Source organism: Catenovulum sp. 2E275 (genome assembly GCF_025515275.1).
Taxonomy (GTDB): Bacteria; Pseudomonadota; Gammaproteobacteria; order Enterobacterales; family Alteromonadaceae; genus Catenovulum.
In genome coordinates this window covers 44,844-61,992 of record NZ_JAOPFU010000015.1, presented here as the reverse complement: position 1 = coordinate 61,992, position 17,149 = coordinate 44,844, and the positions used below count along the sequence as shown (strand labels likewise).

Annotated in this window: 17 protein-coding genes; 7 read left to right on the top strand and 10 right to left on the bottom strand. The window is 37.3% G+C overall.

What is annotated here, in order from left to right; translation table 11 throughout:
* Positions 1–40: 40 nt before the first annotated feature.
* Positions 41–949 (bottom strand): bifunctional GNAT family N-acetyltransferase/thioesterase, encoded by a 909-nt coding sequence (locus N7931_RS09440; RefSeq protein ID WP_262793633.1) that lies wholly within the window; start codon positions 947–949, stop codon positions 41–43.
* A gap of 79 nt (positions 950–1,028) precedes the next feature.
* On the opposite strand from N7931_RS09440, the gene N7931_RS09435 reads away from it, so the two are divergent.
* Both N7931_RS09435 and N7931_RS09430 read left to right on the top strand, forming a co-directional pair.
* Positions 1,029–1,715, top strand: a complete 687-nt coding sequence (locus N7931_RS09435) for a spermidine synthase (RefSeq protein ID WP_262793631.1) — start codon at positions 1,029–1,031, stop codon at positions 1,713–1,715.
* A 60-nt stretch (positions 1,716–1,775) separates the two neighbouring features.
* Positions 1,776–2,687 (top strand): GGDEF domain-containing protein, encoded by a 912-nt coding sequence (locus N7931_RS09430; RefSeq protein ID WP_262793630.1) that lies wholly within the window; start codon positions 1,776–1,778, stop codon positions 2,685–2,687.
* Here the strand turns inward: N7931_RS09430 and N7931_RS09425 are convergent.
* The gene (locus tag N7931_RS09425; RefSeq protein WP_262793628.1) at positions 2,684–3,280 is read right to left on the bottom strand and encodes a thioredoxin family protein; all 597 of its coding nucleotides are present in this window, start codon (positions 3,278–3,280) and stop codon (positions 2,684–2,686) included. The two genes, N7931_RS09430 and N7931_RS09425, sit on opposite strands and share 4 nt — an antisense overlap.
* A gap of 109 nt (positions 3,281–3,389) precedes the next feature.
* Here N7931_RS09425 and N7931_RS09420 point away from each other — a divergent pair, with 109 nt between their 5' ends.
* Positions 3,390–3,947, top strand: coding sequence for a DUF1415 domain-containing protein (locus N7931_RS09420; protein ID WP_262793626.1), 558 nt, complete (start codon positions 3,390–3,392; stop codon positions 3,945–3,947).
* A 49-nt stretch (positions 3,948–3,996) separates the two neighbouring features.
* Positions 3,997–4,713 (top strand): SIMPL domain-containing protein, encoded by a 717-nt coding sequence (locus N7931_RS09415; RefSeq protein ID WP_262793625.1) that lies wholly within the window; start codon positions 3,997–3,999, stop codon positions 4,711–4,713.
* A 33-nt stretch (positions 4,714–4,746) separates the two neighbouring features.
* On the opposite strand, the gene N7931_RS09410 is transcribed toward N7931_RS09415, so the two are convergent.
* The 5 genes from N7931_RS09410 to N7931_RS09390 form a co-directional block, all read right to left on the bottom strand.
* On the bottom strand, positions 4,747–5,199 hold the full coding sequence (locus tag N7931_RS09410) for an MOSC domain-containing protein (protein ID WP_262793624.1): 453 nt from the start codon (positions 5,197–5,199) through the stop codon (positions 4,747–4,749).
* A gap of 1 nt (position 5,200) precedes the next feature.
* Positions 5,201–5,722 (bottom strand): DUF2937 family protein, encoded by a 522-nt coding sequence (locus tag N7931_RS09405; protein WP_262793623.1) that lies wholly within the window; start codon positions 5,720–5,722, stop codon positions 5,201–5,203.
* 43 nt (positions 5,723–5,765) lie between these two features.
* On the bottom strand, positions 5,766–7,646 hold the full coding sequence (locus N7931_RS09400; protein ID WP_262793622.1) for an MFS transporter: 1,881 nt from the start codon (positions 7,644–7,646) through the stop codon (positions 5,766–5,768).
* 7 nt (positions 7,647–7,653) lie between these two features.
* A complete protein-coding gene (locus N7931_RS09395) occupies positions 7,654–8,271 on the bottom strand; it encodes a TetR/AcrR family transcriptional regulator (RefSeq protein WP_262793621.1) in 618 nt (205 codons plus the stop codon).
* A 430-nt stretch (positions 8,272–8,701) separates the two neighbouring features.
* Entirely contained in the window at positions 8,702–8,956 is a 255-nt protein-coding gene (locus tag N7931_RS09390; protein WP_262793620.1) for a hypothetical protein, read from the bottom strand.
* A 284-nt stretch (positions 8,957–9,240) separates the two neighbouring features.
* On the opposite strand from N7931_RS09390, the gene N7931_RS09385 reads away from it, so the two are divergent.
* Positions 9,241–9,972: a MauE/DoxX family redox-associated membrane protein gene (locus tag N7931_RS09385; protein ID WP_262793619.1), complete on the top strand. Its 732-nt coding sequence runs from the start codon at positions 9,241–9,243 to the stop codon at positions 9,970–9,972.
* A 64-nt stretch (positions 9,973–10,036) separates the two neighbouring features.
* Here N7931_RS09385 and N7931_RS09380 read toward each other — a convergent pair whose 3' ends face one another.
* Together N7931_RS09380 and N7931_RS09375 are read right to left on the bottom strand one after the other, a co-directional pair.
* Positions 10,037–10,630, bottom strand: coding sequence for a single-stranded DNA-binding protein (locus tag N7931_RS09380; protein ID WP_262793617.1), 594 nt, complete (start codon positions 10,628–10,630; stop codon positions 10,037–10,039).
* 9 nt (positions 10,631–10,639) lie between these two features.
* Positions 10,640–12,016, bottom strand: a complete 1,377-nt coding sequence (locus N7931_RS09375) for an MFS transporter (RefSeq protein ID WP_262793616.1) — start codon at positions 12,014–12,016, stop codon at positions 10,640–10,642.
* A gap of 147 nt (positions 12,017–12,163) precedes the next feature.
* Here N7931_RS09375 and uvrA point away from each other — a divergent pair, with 147 nt between their 5' ends.
* Positions 12,164–14,998 (top strand): excinuclease ABC subunit UvrA, encoded by a 2,835-nt coding sequence (gene uvrA, locus N7931_RS09370; protein ID WP_262793615.1) that lies wholly within the window; start codon positions 12,164–12,166, stop codon positions 14,996–14,998.
* A 365-nt stretch (positions 14,999–15,363) separates the two neighbouring features.
* On the opposite strand, the gene rpe is transcribed toward uvrA, so the two are convergent.
* Positions 15,364–16,038 carry a ribulose-phosphate 3-epimerase gene (gene rpe / locus N7931_RS09365; protein ID WP_262793613.1) on the bottom strand — a complete coding sequence of 225 codons (675 nt, stop codon included), beginning with the start codon at positions 16,036–16,038 and terminating at the stop codon, positions 15,364–15,366.
* Positions 16,039–16,425: 387 nt separating this feature from the next.
* Here rpe and N7931_RS09360 point away from each other — a divergent pair, with 387 nt between their 5' ends.
* Positions 16,426–17,079 (top strand): TorF family putative porin, encoded by a 654-nt coding sequence (locus tag N7931_RS09360; RefSeq protein WP_262793612.1) that lies wholly within the window; start codon positions 16,426–16,428, stop codon positions 17,077–17,079.
* Positions 17,080–17,149: the final 70 nt, after the last annotated feature.

Below are 17,149 nucleotides of genomic sequence, written 5' to 3'. Positions count from 1 at the left end.
GCTGGATAATTTGCAAACTTTGCTTGTGTGCCAATAAAAGCTATTTTGCTGGCAAAATAAAGTAATGGCCATAAAACTCACCGACTTTATTAAACTGGTCAAAAATTTCGACGGTTAATTTTAAGTTGGCTTTTTTATTGTTAGCTAATACCGACAGTTCGCCCTCTACAGAGTTAATACTCACAATCGCACGCGGCAATTTAGTGATAGGTTTATTGTATTTGATTTCGCCTTTACCAAGCACAATATCGCCATGCAAAGTATTTTCACGCATTAATAAATGCACCATGCCCCAACCGGCTAAAGTTGCCATTGAATATACCGAACCAGCAAACATGGTTTGATGCATATTAATATTGGCATTTAATACTGCACGCACCTCTAAAAAAGCACCTGTGTATTGAAATATTTTTATTCCCATTTGTTGGGTAATTGGGATCAGGTTATGCCAGGTTTCTTGTAACTCTTTACACCAAAATGGCTGACGCAAAATAACATCGTATTCTGACAGCTTTTTACACATTTGTTTGCGTTGCCCGCTGGTGCCTTTGGCAATATCAATAATTGGGTTATCCAGTACCTCGTAACCACATTTTTCAAAAAAGCCGATTGTATCCAGCTTTGAAAAGGTAATAACTCGCTGAATACTGTGCTCGCGGGCAGCCTGCTCTAAAGTGGTCATCAGCATAGATGCCAAACCTTTACCGCGGCATTGATCACATACCGCAATATGTCGGATTTGAGCTTCTTCCTGACTAACAAAATGAATTCGCCCAACAGCCAACACTTTGCCATCTTCTCGGCAAATCATTCTGTGTTGAGCTAAGCTGTCGTATTCATCTTTTTCAGAACCTTGAGCAAATCCAAATGGCTGTTTTAATACCTGCCATCTAAAATCATAGTATTTTTCAAACTCAGCTTCTGTTTTTGGTGTAATTATATGATACATAGCGCTTTACATTGTGTTATATATAGCCAAATATTTTAGGCTTTGATTTTTATTAATTAGCAGATTAGCGGTAAAACCAGTGCTTGTCGATCTTAATTCAGCATTAAAAAATGGCTACTTATTAAGCTACTTAAAGGATAATACCGCCGTCTGGCAAATTTATCATAATCAACAATATCAATGGTTGTTAATGAACAATACTGTGCAGTCTGTCATGGATAAGCAACTGCCAGCCCTATTAACTCTGCCACATCAACAACCATTAAAATCTTTGGTCGATGAAATTCCGATTAATGCTAAGGTACTAGAACTTGGCTTAGGCGGCGCAAGTAACGCCCGTTATATAAAACAGCAAAAGCCAGATTGTCAGATAACCATAATCGAGCAAAGTTCAGTTGTTATAAACTGGTGTGAGCGTTATTTTAATCCGCATAAATGCCAGTTTAATATTATTCAGCAATCGGCTGAGCAATTTATTTTAGCAGATCAAAACCAATACGATTTAATCATCACGGATTTATTTAAATCTGAATCTTCCGTTTTATCGTATTTAGATCAAAATTATTTTTTACAGTTAAAGCGCATTTTAAAACCAAACGGCTTCGCCTATTTAAATTTTGTGCCAGACACAGACCACGAGCCGCAATTAATAAAAACACATTTAGCTCATGCCGGTTTTGATATTCAGTGGGGAGAAAAAATAATTGGCTTTAAAAACTGGGTGTTTTTATTAAAAAACAACAAATTCAAACATCAAAGGGGATAATCAGCTACACTACTGGGAAAATAGTGTTTATGCATATCGAATTCAGAGTAGTACAAAGAAATGGAACAAATTTTACTGCGAAATATCCTAGATTCAATTGACGATATCATTTTTGTTAAAGACATAAACTTTATTTATATTGGCTGTAATAACGCTTTCTGTCATTTTGTAGGCGCTGAACGTGAATATATTATTGGGAAAACTGACTTTGAAATATTTTCAGATCAGCAGCAAGCCAATTGGTTTAGAAAATGGGATGAAAAAGTATTTATAGAAGAACAAACATTTCAAATTGAAGAAAATTGTAAGCACCCGAGTAAAGGGGATTTATGGTTTGATACTATAAAATACCCATTCAAAAATGAGCAGAATGAGACTATAGCAATCATTGGTATTTGCCGAGATATAACAAGCAAAAAAGATACATTAGCAGAAATACATAAACTCAATCAGGAATTGCTCTACCAGTCCTCTCACGATAAAGTAACTAAGCTAAATAACCGACATTATTTTGAATCTGCTTTTTCCAGGATTTTACCTCAACCGACCTTATTACCTATCGCTGTTTTGCTCATCGATATAGACTATTTTAAACAATACAATGACTGCTATGGTCATTTAGCTGGGGACAAGTGCTTACAATTAATCGCCGAACAGCTAAAATTAGTGATATCAAGTCAAACCGATTTAGTTGCTCGATTTGGCGGAGATGAATTTATTTTAGTTTTAACAAACATAAACGAGCGAAAATTAAATAAAAAATTGGAGTCATTACTATCTCAGATAAATAAATTAAACCTATCGCATAAAGGCTCTAAAATTTCAAATAAAGTGACTTTAACAATAGGCGGCTATCTATATAGCAATAGTAGTAAACCAAATGCGTCTGAGTTAATAAATCAAGCCGATAAAGCTTTGTATCAAGCTAAAAGTACCGGCCGTAATCAATACAGTTTAATAAAATCCCTTTAACTAGGTTCGTTACCCGGCTTCCACTTTATATTGCAGCCAATCGATGCAAGTTGATCTTTATCAATCGTTTTGCCGGCTAGTATACAATCCAATGCATAAGCTAAATCTTCACCTGTTGCCGGATTTTTAGTGGAATCATAATTGCCAGATGAAATTCTAAACGGGCGGCTGGCATCAAACTGACCGCGATAAGCTAATACTTTATCCTGATCAAATACAAAAATATCAGGGGTGCAGGCAGCATCATAAGCTTTGGCAACCATTTGGTCTTCGTCTACCAAATAAGCAAACGGATAACCACGCTGTGCTTTTTCGCTAACCATTTTGTCAAAGCTGTCATCGGGATAAGCGCTAGAGTCATTACTATTAATTGCAACAAACTCAACACCTTGCTCCTGATAGCTTTTTGCCAGCTCTGCCAGTTTTGGCGCAATATGAATAACATAAGGGCAATGGTTACAAATAAACATCACAACTAAAGCTTTTGCGTCTTTAAAATCGGCCAGTGAAGTAGTTGAACCTTCTGTATTTTTAAGGGTAAAGTCCGGCGCTTTTGTCCCTAAATCCATCATATTTGAGGCTGTCATCACCATATTATTTGTCCTCGTTTAATTATATTTTATCGTTCAGCTTTAACCGGCATCGCACCGGCTACAAATTTGCCATACAATAGCATTTATCTGTACTTTGAAGAAACCCATAATGCCAACAACTCAGCAAGATATCGCACTAAACCAAGTAAAAGACTGGCTTGAAAATATTGTTATTGGACTCAATTTGTGTCCTTTTGCCAAAAAACCATTTAAACAAAAACAAATTCATTATCTGGTTACTGACTCAACCAACGATTACGATTTATTAACCGAGTTGTATGATCAACTGGTATTACTCGATAACGCCGCAGAGTCAGAAATAGAAACCAGCATTATCATTATGACTGAGCATTTAATAGATTTTGACCAATATAATGATTTTTTAGATTTAGCCGATCAACTCATTGACAATAATGATTGGCGCGGTGTTTTTCAAATAGCTAGCTTTCATCCTGATTATCAGTTTGCCGGTACAAACCCAGCCGATGCTGAGAATTTAACCAATCGTTCGCCTTTCCCACTCCTACATTTATTACGCGAAAACTCATTAGATAAAGCGGTTGAGAGCCACCCAAATGTTGATGCCATTCCACAGCAAAATATTTTAAAAATGAATCAGCTCACAAAACAGCAAATTTCTGAATTATTTCATTATTTGCCGGACTAAAAATATGGCAAAGTAATTTTTTTGAATAATAGGCTTTAAAGGTGACAGTATGCGCAAACATTTAAAAGGCTCAGCTTGGGTTTTGGCGCTTGGTTTAATTATTGGATTAATTGGCTTAGGCGCGCTGGTTTCAAATGCGGCATTGCAAATTAAACAATATGAGCGAACTGTAACTGTTAAAGGTTTGGCGGAACAAGAATTGCCCGCCGATATTATTATTTGGCCAATTCAGTTCACCCTTGCCAGTAATGATTTAGCAAAACTATATGAACAAGCCGAGCAAAGCACTCAAAAAATCAGAGCGTTTTTATTATTAAACGGCTTAAAAGAAGATGAAATCAGTGTAGCACCGCCTTCTATTCACGATAAATCAGCCCAAAATTATGGCAATAATAATACCCAGTATCGTTACACTGCGACTCAAACTGTAACTGTATATTCGCCACAAATTGATTTAACCCGCGGGTTAATGCCACGCATGTCTGAACTTGGTAAACAAGGTATTGTTATAACCGGTGATGATTATCAAGCCAGAACTGAATATATTTTTAATCGCTTAAATGAAATAAAACCAGAGATGATTGAGCGAGCAACCCAAAATGCCCGTGCGGTTGCATTAAAATTTGCCGATGATTCAAACAGCGAGTTAGGTAAAATTAAACGCGCATCACAAGGCAGTTTTAGTATTAGTGCGCGTGATAAAAATAACCCGCACATTAAAAAGATTAGAGTAGTTTCAACTATTGAATATTATTTATCCGATTAAGCCTTAAAAATATCAACTCGATATTTTATAAGTTTATATCAAAGTTAACTTATCGCCTTTTGCGATAAATCCATCCGTTAAAATATCAGCTCGTAAGCCGCCGGATAATTTAAATGCGTCAATCACTTGATGGCGGCTGATTGTATTGTTTTCTAATAATTTACCCAATAAAGAGCAAGGCTCACATAACTCGATACCAAGTAGTTCAACTTCACCAATTTTAAATTTTTTGCCTACTAAATCATTTAACCTAATACCTTGAGTAATTAAATTACGACGCGGCGCATCCCAGCTTATCGTTTGCTGAAAAGTTTGATTAAACTGCGCAATCGCCTCTGCTTCTATCAAAGTTAAGTTTTGCCCCGGCCATTTATTTTTACCAAAGTTTCGGTCGCCCCAAATGCCTTGCCCAGCAGCACATTGAACTGATTCAAGCTCAGACAAAGCTTGTTTATGCTGCTGAGCAATAAAAATAGCCTGAATCATATTAGCTCCGTTTAAATGCTAAACGATAACTTTTGCGGCAACAGCCAACAAAAAACAAACTGATTACATCAAATAAGGCAGCAAAAATAATCGCAGCAGTCACGCCCCACGCAATTGCATTTACATTAAGTGGAACAACATAACTATAGTGCGTTTTGGCTTGCTCTAATATTTCTGGATTAGCATTAAATGCTAAATGCCAAACCACTTTATATTGGCTTTGTTTTAAAATGAGTTGCTCTTGTTTTAGTAATTCAACTCTTTGGTAAATCGCATCTATATTGCGCCCGTCAGCATTAATAATTTGATCCTCATTTTGCTGATAATACACAATCAATTTTTCAAGGCTGCCTCCAAAAAACTGGTCTGCGGTTTTTTGAAAACCAGATAAATTTTGTTGTGCTTCGGCTAATCTGGCTTCTGAAACCAAAGTATATTGCTGAATAAATCCCGGGATTTGCACGCCAAATAATAGCGCAATTGCAAATACTGTCAGCCTAAAATAACTACGGATCATACGCATTTTATTCTCCTTTAATTAACCTAAACTTCCGAGTTAAGGTTAATTACTTTGTGCGATCTAACATCTGCTGAATCTTATCTTGTAAACGTTCAGCGGTAACTTGTGGCGCTGCTATTGCTGGCTCAATTTCAACATTCACTTTAGACCAGAACCGGCTCGGTAATTTAGTTAATGCATGACCATTTTTATGGCTAAAGAAAGATCCCCATAAACCAGTTAACCCCACCGGAATTACAGGTACAGGGTTATTTGCTAAAATCCGTTCGATTCCCTTTTTAAAAGGACTTAATTGGCCATTTGGCGTTAATCGCCCTTCTGGAAAAATGCAAACGACTTCATCACTCTCCAGCGCTTGTTTAATACTCATAAAAGCCTGATCATACGTTTCTCTATTTTGTCTTGGCGGACAAATAGGAATCACTTTAGCATGTTTAAAAAAATATTTTAAAAGCGGTAATTCACTAATGCTTTTATCCATAACAAACCGGATTGGTCTTCGACAAACAGACGAAATAATCAATGCATCAACATAGCTGATGTGATTTGCCGCTAATACAACCGCCCCTTGTTTGGGAATAAACGACTCACCACTGGCTTTTACCCTATACATACAATGAGTTAATAACCAAATCATTAAGCGCAAAGTAAACTCAGGTACCTGATAATAAATATAAACAGCAACCAAAGCATTGAGTACAGCTAACACTAAAAATAATTGCGGAATAGTTAACCCAATCACAGATAAACACACAATTGCAAATATGGCGCTAACAACCATAAAAATAGCATTTAAAACATTATTGGCGGCAATAATTTGGGCGCGTTTTGAGGCTTGAGTGCGCTGCTGGATTAAGGCATATAAAGGCACTATATATAAACCGCCAAATAGGCCGATTAAGGTTAAATCTAACATAACCACCCAGTTAGCAGTGTTTTGCATAAAAGCACTAAAACTTTGACTGCTGATCTCTGAAACATCCGGCACAGCAAACATTAAATGCGCACCAAAAATAGTTAGCCCAATTGAACCAATTGGTACTAAGCCTAATTCGATTTGATCGCCAGATAATTTACTGCACAGCAGTGACCCCAGCCCAATACCGATAGAAAAAATAGCCAATAAAACAGAGACAACTTCAGGCTCTGCAACTAAATAAATTTTGGCAAAATTAGGAAACTGAGTTAAATAAGTTGCGCCTAAAAACCAAAACCAGCTAATACCTAAAATAGATAAAAACACAGCTCGGTTTTGTTTAGCTAATTTTAAAATTTTACCGGTTTGACTAAATGGATTAAAACTCAGCTTTAATTCACTGTTTAGCGCATTCGCTTTAGGAATAAAATAAGCTGTCAACAAGCCAGCGCAAGCTAACCCCACCACCACCCAAGCGGCATAATGTGCGCCATTTTCCAAACCGATTAATACGCCAGCTAATAAAGTACCAAGCAAAATAGCTAAAAATGTGCCCATTTCAACCAAGGCATTGCCTTTTAGTAACTGTTCTGGTTTTAAATGCTGTGGCAACAAAGCATATTTAACCGGGCCAAAATAAGCAGATTGAGTTCCCATTAAAAATAATAGCAACAGCATAGCAATTACATTTTGACTGATTAGCGCCCATGCAGCCACCAGCATAATGCCAAGTTCACACCATTTAACGACTCGGATTAAAGTCGATTTTTCAAATTTATCGGCCAATAAACCCGCATGTGCCGAAAACAAAAAGAAAGGTAAAATAAATAAAGCCGCCGCTATATTTATAATTAAATCAGAACTCGCAGGTAACGCTTGCGGCAGCATAAAAGCAACAATGAGCAACAAGCTGTTTTTATAAACATTGTCGTTCATCGTCCCTAATGCCTGAGTACAAAAATAAGGTAAAAAAGTGCGTTGTTTTAATAATGAGAAAGTTGAGTTTTTCATTGCAAACCTAACTGAGTTTTTGCCAGCTTAATAAAAAATGGGTAATTAACTGCTGAATAAGCTGATCACCTGCAGCTCCGTCTGAAAATAATTTATCTTCCAGCGTTAATTGGGTAATACCATGCACCGACGCCCATAAAGTGCGGCTGGTATCTGCAATCGCCTGCGGCTGCTCATCGGGCTTAATTTGCTGCAAAACGTTTTGTAATAAAATAAATAGTTTTTCAATTCGCTGGCTTTGCCATTCTGGCATTGCATCTCCTTCAGCCAGCCGTAGATCAAATACCAACTTCCAAAAATACGGTTTTTCTTTAGCATAAAAATAATAAGCCAAAGCAACCGCTAATACTTGTTCCTGATAAACATCTGCTGATTCAGTATTAACTCGCTCTAAAGCCAGCTCACAAACCTGATGGAGTTCATCTAAAACACTGGCACAAACTTCAAGCCAGCAAAGCTGGTAGCTGCCAAATATATTTAAAATAGAGCTTGGAACATAACCTACCTTTTGTGAAAGCTGACGAATACTTAAAGTTTGATAAGGCGCAACATTAAGGTGTTCAGTTAATGCACCTAAAATAAGTTGTCTTAGCTCTTCTCGGGTATGATCGCTGCGTCTGGCCATAATAATCTCTAACACAAAATAAAAAACAACGTTCAAAATAAACTGTTTGATTATTTTGTCAACACTTTATTCTGTAAACAATCATGCAATAACAGCGGAAAAATAAAATAATTAAAAAATTATAAAAATTTGGTGAACTAAATTGAAAAGGCTAACTCTATAGTTATACAAGCTGGTTGATATGTGTGTTTGTTAACTGGCTTGTGATGTGTGTTTAAAGTGTGTTCCTTGTTGTATCTCCCGTGTAGCCGCCTTTAGAATTTTTGAAGGCGGTTTTTTTTTTGCCTTTTATAAAGCGATTATAAAACTCACTGCCCCATTAACTCAATTGTGGTAATACCTGTTTTTTTTGCGGTTAGCTAGAACAAAAAAAGCCGACATATAGCCGGCTCATCAATTTGAATGTGTTAAAAACTTAAATAGCTGTAAATTAACAATCCATTTCTGTTTCTAAACTTTCATTTGTTTTTTCACATGCATCTTCAGCCATTTCTTTTGCTTTATCCGACGCATCTTCAGCCATCTCTTTAGTCTTGTCTGATGCATCTTTAGCGGCATCTTTTGTAGACTCGATCATGCTATCTAATTTTTCACCTGCTGTTTTTGGTTTTTCTTCGCAAGCAGATAATGCAAATACTGCAGTTGAAACCAAAGCCATTTGTACTAATAAATTTTTTAATTTCATGGTTTTACTCCGTTAAATTAGTATGTTCAAAACAATTATAGCCTAGCATGAAAAACTAAATTAGCAATATCCAGACAGAGTGTGAACAAGGTCTACAATAATAATTAAATTCCTGATTTCCAAACTGGTACGAATATTGTTTTTAGATTTTAAATACTAGGTTTGGATTATTGTTATAGTTGGATTAGTCGTATATTCCAATCCAAAGTTTTAAATTAACCACAGGCAAAAATTACAATTGATTGTAATTTTTATATAAAAGTTAATATGCTTAGGAGGAGGAAATGGAAAAAATAGCCGCATTATACCGAATGGAAACTAAAGATCATATTTGTCCATTTGGCTTAAAAGCAAAATACTTGCTAAAAAAACAAGGTTATAAGATAAATGATCATTTGCTGAAAAATCGTGAAGAAACTAATGCTTTTAAGCATGAATATCAAGTAAAAACAACACCTCAAATATTTATAGATGAACAGCGTATTGGTGGCTATGATGAGCTCAGAAGCTATTTTAACTTACCACCAATAAAGCAGGAAGGAACCACATATAGCCCTGTTATAGCCATCTTTTCAATTGCTCTTTTATTAAGCTTAGCATTTGCTTTTGTTATTCAAGGTTCAATCATCACACTTTTAAGCTTGAAATTTTTTATCGCAATTTCAATGAGTATACTCGCAATACAAAAGCTACAGGACTTATTTAGCTTTTCAAACTCATTTATTACTTATGATTTACTCGCTATGAAACTAATTCCATACGCTTATATTTATCCTTTTCTTGAAGCTTATGCAGGTATTGGAATGATTGCTGGATTACCATCAATATTAGTGGCCCCTATAGCTTTATTTATTGGTACAGTTGGAGCTGTATCCGTTTTTAAAGCCGTCTACATAGACAAAAGAGAGTTGAAATGCGCCTGTGTTGGTGGCAATAGCAGAGTTCCATTAGGTTTTATTTCACTAACCGAGAATTTATTTATGATTTTAGCCGGCGTTTGGATGCTGATTAGTTAACAAAAAAGCCGCTTAATAGCGGCTTTCTCAGTTATTTTTCAACATTTCACTATTTTGTTATAACTCAGAACGGAATATCATCATCAAAATCTAAATTAGGTTCGCTTGGTGGAGCAGCTTGTGGTGCTGGTTTATTTTGCTGTGCCGGTTGTTGATAACCACCTTGTTGACCGCCTTGATTATAACCACCGCCTTGTTGTGGCGCTTGATTATATTGAGGTTGTGCAGCTGGTTGCTGATAACCCTGATTCATTGGCGCACCTTGGTTCATCGGGGCACCTTGGCTATAACCACCGCCTTGATTATCTGAACGGCGATCTAACATTTGCATGACACCATTCATATCAACCACGATTTCAGTGGTGTATCTGTCTTGACCTTGTTGATCCTGCCATTTACGGGTTTGCAGTTTACCTTCAAAATAAACTTGTGAACCTTTACGTAAATATTCACCAGCAATTTCAGCTAATTTGCCAAAAATAACGACTCTGTGCCATTCGGTTTTTTCTTGTAACTGGCCTGTATTTCGGTCTTTCCAGCTTTCTGAGGTTGCAATAGTTAAGTTTGCTACTGCATTGCCATTTGGCATGTAACGAATTTCAGGATCTTGCCCTAAGTTACCAATTAAAATGACCTTATTTACGCCACGCGATGCCATTATATTCTCCTAAATTTGTTTTGCATGTTGAGTTTGCCAAAAAGCTAATGCTTTTTCATCCAACTTTGCGGGTAATATTTTTAAATAGGCTAATTGCTCTTCAACAATCACAACGGCTTCTTCTATCCCTTGGATTTCAGTAAGTTGTTGTGCCATTTTTTCTGCATCGGCAGAGCTATTAACTAATACATTCAATATTTTGGGTTTTGTTTTGTGTGGTAAAACCAATGTCCGGCTAATTAACCACCACGGCAATGCAAGGCTTGCTGCACCTAATAGTACACCAACTTGCCCAAAATGTTGTAATAGAACACCGCCTAGCATACCACCACAAAAAGCGCCTGCAAATTGGCTACTTGAAAAAGCGCCCATTGCTGAACCTTTTTGTCCGGCTGGCGCAATACGGCTCACCCATGACGGTAGATTTGCTTCTAAAAAGTTAAATGCCGCAAAAAATACAATTAACGCTATGATTAAACCCACACTGGACTGACCAAATAAATAAATAACCAGCATAGCAACCGCCATTAACCAAATTGAAATTTGGAACATGCCTGCTTCTTTATTATTGCGCATTGACCACATCATCATAGGGGCAAGTACAATAAAAGACATTAACAGTGCCGGAAAGTACAGCATCCAGTGGCTCTCAGATTTAAAGCCTGCGCCAACTAATAAACCCGGAACAACAACAAATAAGCAGGTTAATTGGGTATGTAAAAAGAAAACACCTAGGTTGAGTTTTCTCAACTGAGGATGGCGAATCAGTTGTTTAAGCTGAGCCGGAACCGGAATTGCATCACGATTACTGTTTTTAGTGACTGAATTTGGTACCAGAGTCACAACCACTAAAATTCCAATCACAGCTAATACGGCGGTAAAACCAAATAATCCACTTAGGCCAATTTTATTCGCTAATAAAGGACCAACCACCATAGCCGCAGCAAAAGATAAACCAATGCACATACCAATAATAGCCATAACTTTTGAGCGTTGATCTTCGCGAGTTAAATCGGCAGCTAAGGCCAATACCGCACTGGCAATTGCGCCCATACCTTGCAAAAATCGACCGACTGCAACCCAAAAAACATGATCAGAAACCGCAGCTACAATGCTACCAATCGCAAATAAAGTGAGGCCAATTAAGATAACCGGTTTACGCCCTATTTTGTCGGACAATAAGCCCATTGGCACTTGCAGCAACGCCTGAGTTAAACCATAAGCACCAATAATAATACCAACCCACATAGGTGAATAACCAATAAGTTGCTGACCATAAATGGCAACAACGGGCATTATCATAAAAAGTCCCAGCATACGCAGGCTAAAAATGCTGGCTAAAATGGCTGCTATTTTTTTTTCGTGTTGAGTTAAACCGTTTGACATATTGAAATACTAAAAAGAAAAGTCAGTTGCAATAAAATCAGGTTGCCGAGTATATCATGTGATATGTTTTTGTACTGTATAATTAACCAGATTTTTTTGTAAAACTATGCGAACATATTGTACGTTTTATTTTTTATTGGGATAGGTATGGATAAAATTGAAGTTCGTGGTGCACGTACACATAATTTAAAAAATGTAAGCTGCACCTTGCCACGAGAAAAATTAATTGTGATCACCGGATTATCCGGTTCTGGTAAATCTTCACTGGCATTTGATACTTTGTATGCAGAAGGTCAAAGACGTTATGTGGAATCTTTATCTGCCTACGCCCGCCAGTTTTTATCGTTAATGGAAAAGCCGGATGTAGATCATATTGAGGGTTTATCTCCGGCGATTTCAATTGAGCAAAAGTCTACCTCTCATAACCCAAGATCAACCGTTGGTACAATCACAGAAGTTTATGACTATCTAAGACTTTTATTTGCCCGTGTGGGTGAGCCACGCTGCCCTACTCATAAACAACCTTTGGCCGCACAAACTGTTAGCCAAATGGTTGATCAAGTATTAGCTTTGCCAGAAGGCAGCAAATTAATGCTTATGGCTCCAATTGTTCGTGGTCGTAAAGGTGAGCATGTAAAAACTTTTGAAAATTTAGCGGCTCAGGGGTTTATTCGCGCTCGGGTCAATGGCGAAATTTGTGATTTAAGCGATCCACCAACATTAGAACTCCATAAAAAACATACGATTGAAGTAGTGGTAGATAGATTTAAAGTTCGCGAAGATCTACAAACCCGTTTAGCTGAATCATTTGAAACCGCATTAGAGTTGGCCAATGGCATTGCTATTATTGGCTGGATGGACGATCCCAAAAAAGACGAGCTGGTTTTTTCTGCTAATTTTTCCTGTACCTCTTGTGGCTACAGCATGACAGAAGTCGAACCCAGAATATTTTCGTTTAATAATCCAGCTGGCGCTTGCCCGAGTTGTGATGGTTTGGGGATTAAACAGTATTTTGATCCCGACAGAGTCATTACTAACCCAGAATTGAGTTTATCCGGTGGCGCAATTAAAGGCTGGGACAAACGCAGTTTTTATTATTTCCAAATGTTAAAAACATTAGCGACTCATTATCAGTTTGATTTAAGTGCTCCGTGGCAATCGTTAGATCAAAAAGTTCAAGACATTGTGCTTTATGGCTCAGGTAAACAGGAACTTGAATTTAATTACATGAATGACAGAGGTGACATTATTACCCGTCATCATCCTTTTGAAGGTGTTATTACTAATATGGAACGCCGCTACCGCGAAACCGAATCTAACTCGGTACGCGAAGAAATGGCAAAATTTTTAAACAATCAGGCTTGCCCAAGTTGTAATGGTGCCAGACTACGTGAAGAAGCACGTCATGTTTTTATTAACGAAAACAACCTGCCACAGATTACCGAGCTTTCAATTGAAGCTTGCAAAACCTTTTTTGAATCGTTGAATTTAACCGGCCAAAAAGCGCAAATCGCCGACAAAATTTTAAAAGAAATTAATGACAGGCTTGGCTTTTTAGTAAATGTCGGATTGAATTATTTAAACCTGTCGCGTAGTGCAGATACTTTATCGGGCGGTGAAGCGCAGCGTATTCGTCTTGCCAGCCAAATTGGTGCAGGCTTAGTTGGCGTGATGTATGTATTAGACGAGCCTTCAATTGGACTGCATCAAAGAGATAACGAAAGATTATTAAAAACACTAACTCATCTGCGTGATTTAGGTAACACGGTTATCGTGGTTGAGCACGATGAAGATGCAATCCGCAGTGCCGATCATATTTTAGATATAGGCCCAGGTGCAGGTGTGCATGGTGGTCAAATTGTCGCTCAGGGAACACTGGACGACATACTAAAAAGTGAAGACTCACTCACTGGTAAATACCTTTCAGGAAAAAGAGCAATTGAGATCCCTGCTCAACGTCATCAACACCAAGATTTATGGATAGAATTAAAAGGTGCATCCGGTAATAATTTAAAAAATGTCGATTTAACGATTCCGGTTGGTTTAATGACGTGTATTACTGGAGTTTCCGGTTCAGGTAAATCCACGTTAATTAACGATACTTTATTTAGTTTGGCACAAACCCAGCTAAATAAAGCCAGCACCAATAAACCTGCGCCTTATAAAAGCATTACAGGTTTAGAACATCTGGATAAAGTAGTTGATATTGATCAAAGTCCAATTGGCCGTACTCCAAGATCAAACCCTGCAACTTATACCGGTATTTTTACCCCGATTCGAGAATTATTTGCAGCAACCCAAGAAGCCCGCTCACGAGGTTACAAACCCGGCCGGTTTAGCTTTAACGTAAAAGGTGGCCGCTGCGAAGCTTGTCAGGGTGACGGGGTAATTAAAGTTGAAATGCACTTTTTACCAGATGTTTATGTGCCTTGCGATGTGTGTAAAGGCAAACGCTATAATCGTGAAACATTGGAAATAAAATACAAAGGTAAAAATATTCACGAAACTCTGGATATGACAGTTGAGGATGCGCGTGAATTTTTTGATGCTGTACCAGCAATAGCCCGTAAATTACAAACTTTGATGGATGTTGGTTTAAGTTATATTCGTTTAGGCCAAGCTGCAACTACTCTCTCTGGTGGTGAGGCTCAAAGGGTAAAACTAGCGCGGGAATTATCCAAACGAGATACAGGCCAAACTTTATATATTCTGGATGAGCCAACAACAGGTCTGCATTTTTATGACATTGAACAACTGCTCGCAGTTTTGCATAGATTAAGAGATCACGGCAATACAGTGGTTATTATTGAACATAATTTAGATGTCATTAAAACGGCTGATTGGATTGTAGATTTAGGCCCTGAAGGTGGCAGTGGTGGGGGCGAAATTTTATTTAGCGGTACGCCGGAAGATCTTACCAAAGAAAAACGCTCACATACGGCCAGATTTTTAAAACCTATGTTAGTCAACCTCAACTCGTGATAACAAATTGCTTTCTAGTGGGTATTTTCCCCGATAACTGTGTTGAATTCGCTAGTAATAGCCAGCTATTACGTACGCAAATTCGCCTTGTTCTCAGAAAAAATCTCTCACTAGAAAACGAAATCAAGCTAAAAACCAATAAATTTAAGGTCTTAGCTAACTTCTTATCCCGAGTTGAGATTGAGCAGTTAATTTTGAGCCGTTAAATATAGCTCGGTGTTTAAGCGGTTAAAGATAAAGTTTTAACTGCTTAAATCTCTATAAAAAAGCGATTTAAATTAAACAAAGGCTAAAAGTGACAATCACTTTTAGCCTTTTATGTTATCTTGATTGCTACAACTAAACCTAAACTGCTTAGGTATAAATTAGCAATTCACTTTAGCCAGCTCTGTGCGCATTTCATCAATTGCAACTTTATAATCATCTGCACCAAATATTGCAGTACCAGCGACAAACATATCCGCACCAGCAGCAGCTACTTCAGCGATATTATTGGTTTTAACACCACCATCTACTTCAATTCGGGTATTTAGACCTAATTCATCAATTCTGGCTCTTAACTGGCGAATTTTATCCAAAGTATAAGGAATAAACGACTGCCCGCCAAAGCCCGGATTAACTGACATAAATAAAACAAAATCCAACTTAGGTAATACATAATCTAATACAGATAAAGAAGTCGCTGGATTTAATACTAAACCGGCCTTAATGCCTCTGTCTTTTATTAAACTAATAGAGCGGTCAATGTGTCGACTTGCTTCGGGGTGGAAACTAATATAACTGGCGCCAGCATCAGCAAATTGATTAATTAAATCATCTACCGGCTCAACCATTAAATGCACATCAAACTCAGCTTTAATCCCGTATTTAATTAAAGCCTCTAAAATAGCCGGGCCAAAAGTTAAATTTGGAACATAATGATTATCCATCACATCAAAGTGAACAATATCCGCGCCTGCCGCTACTACATTTTCTACTTCTTCACCTAAACGAGCTAAATCTGCCGCTAAAATTGAAGGTGCAATTAAATAAGGATTCATACTCAACCTGTCTGTTTAATTTGAGTCTCGCGGCTTTTGAGCCACATCTGTTTATTGGTATTTTACACAAGCTTTCAAACTGAGCAAATCTCAAAAATTTACAATAATTTCATAAAAATGGTGCAAAGATTGCTTTGAACCAAAACAGTGCACTATTATATAACAATTGCATTTTTCTACGCACCGTTTTGGTTAGAGCTGATAAATTTAGTATAAGGCTTAATATTCCTTACCTCTTTCCATTTTAATATTTTTTATTATTTTAACCATTTAAAAAACAAAGACTTAAATTATTTTTTAAACTTATATTTAAAATAGGCACAGTGATTGCTACCACTGATTCAGCACATTAAGTTTTAAATACAAAATCCAATTGGGAGAACTAGCATGAAAAAAACATTACTTGTGGCTTCAATTTTAGGTGCAGTATCTGCAATGTCTTCAACTTCAGCAATGGCAGTTGAGGGTTTATCAGCAAACGTTGGTGTAACATCTAACTACTTCTGGCGTGGTATGACTCAAGCAGCTGATGAAGCAGCGGTTTCTGGTGGTATTGATTACGCAGCAGCATCTGGTTTTTATGCTGGTACTTGGGTATCAAATGTAAACTTTGGTTCAGGTGATACTGAAACAGATTTATATTTAGGTTTTAGCGGTGAAACTGAAAGCCTAAGCTATGACGTAGGTTATGTATATTTTAACTATGCCAATGCAGGCCAAGCGGCTGATTTTGGTGAAGTATATGGTAGCGTAACTTTTGGTGCATTAACTTTAGGTTTAGCAGTATTAGCAAATACAGAAGCTAGCGAGTATGACTTTGGTGACTCAACTTATGTTTCTGCTGATTATGCATTTGAAGTTTCAGAAGGTTTAGAAGCAGCTTTCCATATTGGTTCTTACGATGGTGATTTTGCTGTTGAAGGTGTAGATATTGGTGCATCTTTATCTAAAGATGGTTTCACATTTGGTTTAATCGAAACAGATCGTGACGGCCAAGGTTTAGAAGCTTACGTTTCTTACGCAATCGACTTCGATTTATAATAATAAAATTATCTTCTCTAATTTTAGCCCGCTTTTTGCGGGCTTTTTTGTTTAAGCTAAACTCAAAACA

What these genes read in the sequence shown, in the direction of transcription:
- N7931_RS09440 (WP_262793633.1), bottom strand. Translation starts at nt 949, where the DNA reads ATGTATCATATAATTACACCAAAAACAGAAGCTGAGTTTGAAAAATAC.
- N7931_RS09430 (WP_262793630.1), top strand. Translation starts at nt 1,776, where the DNA reads ATGGAACAAATTTTACTGCGAAATATCCTAGATTCAATTGACGATATC.
- N7931_RS09425 (WP_262793628.1), bottom strand. Translation starts at nt 3,280, where the DNA reads ATGGTGATGACAGCCTCAAATATGATGGATTTAGGGACAAAAGCGCCG.
- N7931_RS09420 (WP_262793626.1), top strand. Translation starts at nt 3,390, where the DNA reads ATGCCAACAACTCAGCAAGATATCGCACTAAACCAAGTAAAAGACTGG.
- N7931_RS09415 (WP_262793625.1), top strand. Translation starts at nt 3,997, where the DNA reads ATGCGCAAACATTTAAAAGGCTCAGCTTGGGTTTTGGCGCTTGGTTTA.
- N7931_RS09410 (WP_262793624.1), bottom strand. Translation starts at nt 5,199, where the DNA reads ATGATTCAGGCTATTTTTATTGCTCAGCAGCATAAACAAGCTTTGTCT.
- N7931_RS09405 (WP_262793623.1), bottom strand. Translation starts at nt 5,722, where the DNA reads ATGCGTATGATCCGTAGTTATTTTAGGCTGACAGTATTTGCAATTGCG.
- N7931_RS09400 (WP_262793622.1), bottom strand. Translation starts at nt 7,646, where the DNA reads ATGAAAAACTCAACTTTCTCATTATTAAAACAACGCACTTTTTTACCT.
- N7931_RS09395 (WP_262793621.1), bottom strand. Translation starts at nt 8,271, where the DNA reads ATGGCCAGACGCAGCGATCATACCCGAGAAGAGCTAAGACAACTTATT.
- N7931_RS09390 (WP_262793620.1), bottom strand. Translation starts at nt 8,956, where the DNA reads ATGAAATTAAAAAATTTATTAGTACAAATGGCTTTGGTTTCAACTGCA.
- N7931_RS09385 (WP_262793619.1), top strand. Translation starts at nt 9,241, where the DNA reads ATGGAAAAAATAGCCGCATTATACCGAATGGAAACTAAAGATCATATT.
- N7931_RS09380 (WP_262793617.1), bottom strand. Translation starts at nt 10,630, where the DNA reads ATGGCATCGCGTGGCGTAAATAAGGTCATTTTAATTGGTAACTTAGGG.
- N7931_RS09375 (WP_262793616.1), bottom strand. Translation starts at nt 12,016, where the DNA reads ATGTCAAACGGTTTAACTCAACACGAAAAAAAAATAGCAGCCATTTTA.
- uvrA (WP_262793615.1), top strand. Translation starts at nt 12,164, where the DNA reads ATGGATAAAATTGAAGTTCGTGGTGCACGTACACATAATTTAAAAAAT.
- rpe (WP_262793613.1), bottom strand. Translation starts at nt 16,038, where the DNA reads ATGAATCCTTATTTAATTGCACCTTCAATTTTAGCGGCAGATTTAGCT.
- N7931_RS09360 (WP_262793612.1), top strand. Translation starts at nt 16,426, where the DNA reads ATGAAAAAAACATTACTTGTGGCTTCAATTTTAGGTGCAGTATCTGCA.